Annotated in this window: 6 protein-coding genes; 3 read left to right on the forward strand and 3 right to left on the reverse strand. The window is 72.9% G+C overall.

Annotation, left to right across the window (positions count from 1 at the left end):
- The 3 genes from Q0112_RS09175 to ppk2 all read right to left on the reverse strand — a co-directional run.
- The coding region (locus Q0112_RS09175) for an arginyltransferase (protein ID WP_297974268.1) at positions 1–646 on the reverse strand (646 nt) is incomplete at its 3' end.
- 100 nt (positions 647–746) lie between these two features.
- Entirely contained in the window at positions 747–1,226 is a 480-nt protein-coding gene (locus Q0112_RS09180) for an RDD family protein (RefSeq protein WP_297974271.1), read from the reverse strand.
- Positions 1,227–1,288: 62 nt separating this feature from the next.
- Positions 1,289–2,161 (reverse strand): polyphosphate kinase 2, encoded by an 873-nt coding sequence (ppk2, locus tag Q0112_RS09185; protein WP_297974273.1) that lies wholly within the window; start codon positions 2,159–2,161, stop codon positions 1,289–1,291.
- A 168-nt stretch (positions 2,162–2,329) separates the two neighbouring features.
- Here ppk2 and Q0112_RS09190 point away from each other — a divergent pair, with 168 nt between their 5' ends.
- From Q0112_RS09190 to Q0112_RS09200, 3 genes are all read left to right on the forward strand, one after another.
- Positions 2,330–3,829, forward strand: a complete 1,500-nt coding sequence (locus Q0112_RS09190) for a CoA-acylating methylmalonate-semialdehyde dehydrogenase (RefSeq protein ID WP_297974274.1) — start codon at positions 2,330–2,332, stop codon at positions 3,827–3,829.
- A gap of 8 nt (positions 3,830–3,837) precedes the next feature.
- Entirely contained in the window at positions 3,838–4,926 is a 1,089-nt protein-coding gene (locus Q0112_RS09195; protein WP_297974276.1) for a nitronate monooxygenase family protein, read from the forward strand.
- Positions 4,923–5,275, forward strand: a 353-nt coding sequence (locus Q0112_RS09200) for an enoyl-CoA hydratase/isomerase family protein (protein ID WP_297974278.1), incomplete at its 3' end; no start/stop codon positions are given. The genes Q0112_RS09195 and Q0112_RS09200, both read left to right, overlap by 4 nt.

The following is a 5,275-nucleotide window of genomic DNA, read 5'->3' on the forward strand; positions in this document are numbered from 1 at the left end:
CCCAGTAGCCGAGATAGACGTGCGGCAGGCCCGACTCGGCGGCGATCGCGACGTGGTCGAGGATGATGTAGCTGCCGAGGCTCTCGCGGGCGAGGTCGGGCTCGAAGAAGGAATAGACCATCGACACCCCGTCCGAGAGGATGTCGGTCAGGCAGACGGCGACGAGGTCCCGCGCCGCGGACCCGTCCCGCCGGGCGTAGTATTCGATCACCCGGCTGCGGACCGGGCTCTCCTCGATCATCGCCGCGAATTCGCCCATGTCCATGTCGGCCATGCCGCCGGTGGCGTGGCGGGCGTCGAGGTAGCGGCGGAACAGGTGATACTGCGCCTCGGTCGCCCAGGGGCTGCGCGCGACCCGCTCGAGATGCGCGTTGCGGTTCATCACCCGGCGCTGGCTGCGCGAGGGCGCGAAATCGCGCACCACGATCCGCGCCGACAGGCAGGCGGCGCAGCCGGCGCAGGAGGGGCGGTAGAGCACGTTCTGCGAGCGGCGGAAGCCCTGGTGCGACAGCACGTCGTTGAGGTGCCGCGCCCCGTCGCCCTGCAGCGCCGTGAAGAGCTTGCGCTCGACCTTGCCGGGCAGGTAGGGGCACGGTTGCGGCGCCGTCACGTAGAACTGATGTGACTGCGGCAGCGTATGGCGCATGTCCGGACCCTGCGGCCTCCTCCCCCATCGTCATGGGAGCGTAGCAACAGCGCCCGCCGGCGGGCAACATGATTCTCCGCGCGCGGTGAACGGGTGCGGATCAGCTGTCCGCCGGCCGGTTGATCGCCGTTGTGCCGAGGATGATGTCGGCGATGCTCTGCCGGTAGCGCGTGCCGGCGATGGTCAGGCAGCTCACCAGCTGCAGCGGCAGGAAGCCGATGCAGATCATGTAGATCACCGTGTGCAGGAAGGCGGTCGCCGCGTCGAACCGCTCGCCGTTGCCGCGGCGGAACTCGATCCCGGTGAAGCGCATCCCGAGCGTCGCAGACGCCGGTCCGGCGAGGAGCGCCGTCCGGTAGAGAAAGCCGGTGGCGGCGATGATGAAGCCGAAGAGTGCGAAGCCGAATCCGAGCGTCAGGAGCCCGAAGACGAGGGCGAGCGGCACGCCGGCGAGCAGGATGATCGCCACGTCGATCAGCCAGGCCAGGAGGCGGCGCCCCGGCAGGCCGGCATAGAAGCGGCGGTCGAGCTCGGGATCGGGCAGGCCGGCGAGCGGGCCGGAATGGGCATAGGCGGACATCGGCACTCCTGGTCGAGGGTCGCCCTCGAGATGGGGGCGCCGGTCCCGGGGCGCAAGGCTCGTCAGCCGAGGAGCTCGGGGCCGCCGCAGATCCTCGGGTCGGGCGGGGCGGCGGCCTTGCCGGGATAGTCGAGGCGCGCCAGCACCGACTGCATCGCCGCGAGGCGGCCGCGGCGCTTGTCCTCGAACCAGACGACGGTCCAGGGCGCGGCGGTGCGGTGGCTGCGCTCGAAGGTCTCGCGGATGGCAGCGCTGTAGTCGTCCCAGCGCGAGAGCCCCTCGATGTCGGTCTCGCTGAGCTTCCACTGCTTCAGCGGGTCGTTCTGGCGCTGGAGGAACTGGCGGATCTGCTCGGCGCGGCCGATGGCGAGCCAGAGCTTGATGAGGATGATGCCGTCCCGCACCAGCATGTCCTCGAACTCGGGGAGCTGGGCGAAGAAGCGGTCGCGCTCCTCCCGGGTGCACCAGCCGAAGACATGCTCGACGACGGCGCGGTTGTACCAGGAGCGGTCGAAGAACAGGATCTCGCCGGTCGTCGGCAGATGCGCGACGTAGCGCTGGAAGTACCACTGCCCGCGCTCGAGGTCGGAGGGGACGCCGAGGGCCACCGACCGGGCATGGCGCGGGTTGAGGTTCTCGCGGAAGGCGTGGACGGTGCCGCCCTTGCCGGCGGCGTCGCGTCCCTCGAAGAGGATGACGATCCGCTGGCCGCTGTCCCGCGCCCATTGCTGCAGCTTGACGAGTTCGAGCTGGCAGGCGTGGTAGGCCCGCGCGTAATCGTCCCCGTCGAGCCGCTTGGCGTAGGGATAGCGCGGGTCGAGGATGTCGTCCTTGTCGGCCCGCTCGAGCGCCGCGCGGATCTCCTTCGGCGCCTTCTTCTTCAGGTAGCGGTCGACGGCACCGTCGAACGGCTTCCCGGCCTCCTTTTCAGCCATCGGCGCCTCCCTACCCGGCGGGCCGACTATGGCCCGCCCCTGCCCTGTCCGCAATGTGCCCGCGGCGGGCCTTGGCGGGGCCTTGTCCCCGGCGGCGCGGCGCGCGAGAGTGCGGGACGAGCGCCGGAGGCATCCCGCCGCCGGCGGGAGCGGGCGCGGGGGGAGATCATGCGGGAGATCGGCCACTTCATCGACGGCAGGCAGGTGCCGGGCAGGTCCGGGCGCCGGGCGGAGGTCTACAACCCGGCCACCGGCGAGGTGCAGGCCGAGGTCGCGCTCGCCTCGGCGGCCGAGCTCGCCGCCGCCGTCGAGGGCGCCAAGGCCGCGCAGCCGAAATGGGCGGCGACCAACCCGCAGCGCCGCGCCCGCGTCATGATGCGCTTCGTCGCGCTGCTCAACCGCGACATGGACAAGCTCGCCGAGGCGCTCTCGCGCGAGCATGGCAAGACCCTGCCCGACGCCAGGGGCGACGTCGTCCGCGGCCTCGAGGTCGCCGAGTTCTGCGTCGGCGCCCCGCACCTGCTCAAGGGCGAGTTCACCGACGGCGCCGGCCCCGGCATCGACATGTACTCGATGCGCCAGCCGCTCGGCGTCGTCGCCGGGATCACGCCGTTCAACTTCCCGGCGATGATCCCGATGTGGAAGATGTGCCCGGCGCTCGCCTGCGGCAACGCCTTCATCCTCAAGCCCTCCGAGCGCGATCCCTCGGTGCCGATGATGCTCGCCGAGCTGATGCAGGAGGCCGGCCTCCCCGACGGCGTCCTGCAGGTGGTGAACGGCGACAAGGAGGCGGTCGACGCCATCCTCGACCATCCCGACATCGCCGCCGTCGGCTTCGTCGGCTCGACCCCGATCGCCGAATACATCTACGCCCGCGCCACCCAGCACGGAAAGCGCGCGCAATGCTTCGGCGGCGCCAAGAACCACATGATCGTCATGCCCGACGCCGACCTCGACCAGGCGGTCGACGCCCTCGTCGGCGCCGGCTACGGCGCCGCCGGCGAGCGCTGCATGGCGATCTCCGTCGCCGTCCCCGTCGGCGAGGCCACCGCCGACGCGCTGATCGAGCGGCTGATCCCGCGGGTCGAGTCGCTGAAGATCGGCCCCTATACCGCCGGCGACGACGTGGACTTCGGCCCGGTCGTCACCCGCGCCGCCCAGGGCCGCATCCTCGGCCTCGTCGACCGCGGCGTCGAACAGGGCGCCGAGCTCCGCGTGGACGGCCGCGGCTTCCGGATGCAGGGCTATGAGAACGGCTTCTTCGTCGGCGCCTGCCTCTTCGACCGGGTGACGCCGGAGATGGACATCTACCGCGAGGAGATCTTCGGCCCGGTCCTCTCCGCCGTCCGCGCCCATTCCTACGACGAGGCGCTCGATCTGACCATGAAGAACCCCTACGGCAACGGCACGGCGATCTTCACCCGCGACGGCGACACCGCGCGCGACTTCGCGAGCCGGGTCAACGTCGGCATGATCGGGGTCAACGTGCCGATCCCGGTGCCCCTCGCCTACCATACCTTCGGCGGCTGGAAGAAATCCGGCTTCGGCGACCTCAACCAGCATGGGCCCGACGCCTTCCGCTTCTACACCCGCACCAAGACCGTCACCTCCCGCTGGCCGTCCGGCATCAAGGAAGGGGCCGCCTTCGCGATCCCGACCATGGAATAGCCGCCGCGATGGCCGCCTCGCCCTGGCCCGACGGCCGCCTGATCGAGCTCCTCGGGGTCGCCCACCCGATCGTGCAGGCGCCGATGAAGGGCACCTCGACGCCCGAGCTCGCCGCCGCCGTCAGCGAGGCCGGCGGCCTCGGCTCGCTCGGCTGCGCCGGCCTCGACGGCGCGGCCGTCGGCGCCCTCGTCCGCGAGATGCGCGGCCGCACCCGCGGGCCCTTCAACCTCAACTTCTTCGCCCACGGCGCGGTCGCGCCCGATCCCGCCGCCATCGCCTGCGCCCGCGCGCGCCTCGCCCCCTTCTACCTCGAGAAGGGCCTCGGCGCGCCGCCCGACCGGGTCGACGCCGCGCCCGCCGCCTTCGGCGAGGACCAGCTCGCGGCGCTCCTCGCCGACCCGCCGCCGGTCGTCAGCTTCCACTTCGGCGTGCCCCCCGGCGATGCCGTCGCCCGGCTCCGCGCCGCCGGCGCCCGCGTCCTCTCCACCGCCACCACCGTCGCCGAGGCGCGCGCCCTCGAGAGCGCCGGGGTCGACGCCGTGATCGCCCAGGGCTGGGAGGCGGGCGGCCACCGCGGCGCCTTCCCGGTCACCGCCGACGATGCCGGCGTCGGCACGCTCGCCCTCGTGCCGCAGGTCGCCGACGCCGTCTCGGTGCCGGTCATCGCCGCCGGCGGCATCGGCGACGGCCGCGGCGTCGCCGCCGCCTTCGCCCTCGGGGCGGCCGGGGTGCAGCTCGGCACCGCCTTCATCCGCTGCCCGGAATCGTCCGCCCGGCCCGCGCACCGCGCGGCGGTCGAGGCCGGCCGCGACGATTCGACCCGCCTCAGCCGCGCCGTCTCCGGCCGCCCGGCGCGCGCGCACCGCAACCGCTACGTCGACGCCATGGCCGCCGAGACCGGCGCGCTGCCGGAGTATCCGCTCATGTACCCCTTCGCCGCCCCGCTCGCCGCCGACGGCGACCCCGACTTCCAGTTCCTCCTCTACGGCCAGGCCGCCGCCCTCACCCGCGCCGAGCCGGCCGCGGCGGTGATCGCCCGCCTCGTCGCCGAGGCCGGCGCCGTCCTCGCCCGCCTGCGGGGAAAGGAGCAGCCGTGACCGACGAGATCCGGACCCGCGTCGAAGGCCGCGCCGGCCGCATCACCCTGACCCGGCCGCAGGCGCTCAACGCCCTCAGCCTCGGCATGGTGCGCGCCATCGACGAGGCCCTGAAGGCCTGGGCCGACGACCCGGCCGTCGCCCTCGTCCTCATCGACGCCGAGGGCCCGCGCGCCTTCTGCGCCGGCGGCGACATCGCCGACGTCTACCGCTCCGGCCGCCGCGGCGACTTCGACCACGGCCGCCGCTTCTGGGCCGACGAGTACCGGATGAACGCCCGCATCGCCGGCTACGGCAAGCCCTACGTGGCGCTGATGCAGGGCTACGTCATGGGCGGCGGCGTCGGCGT

This window comes from uncultured Amaricoccus sp., from assembly GCF_937858865.1.
GTDB lineage: Bacteria > Pseudomonadota > Alphaproteobacteria > Rhodobacterales > Rhodobacteraceae > Amaricoccus.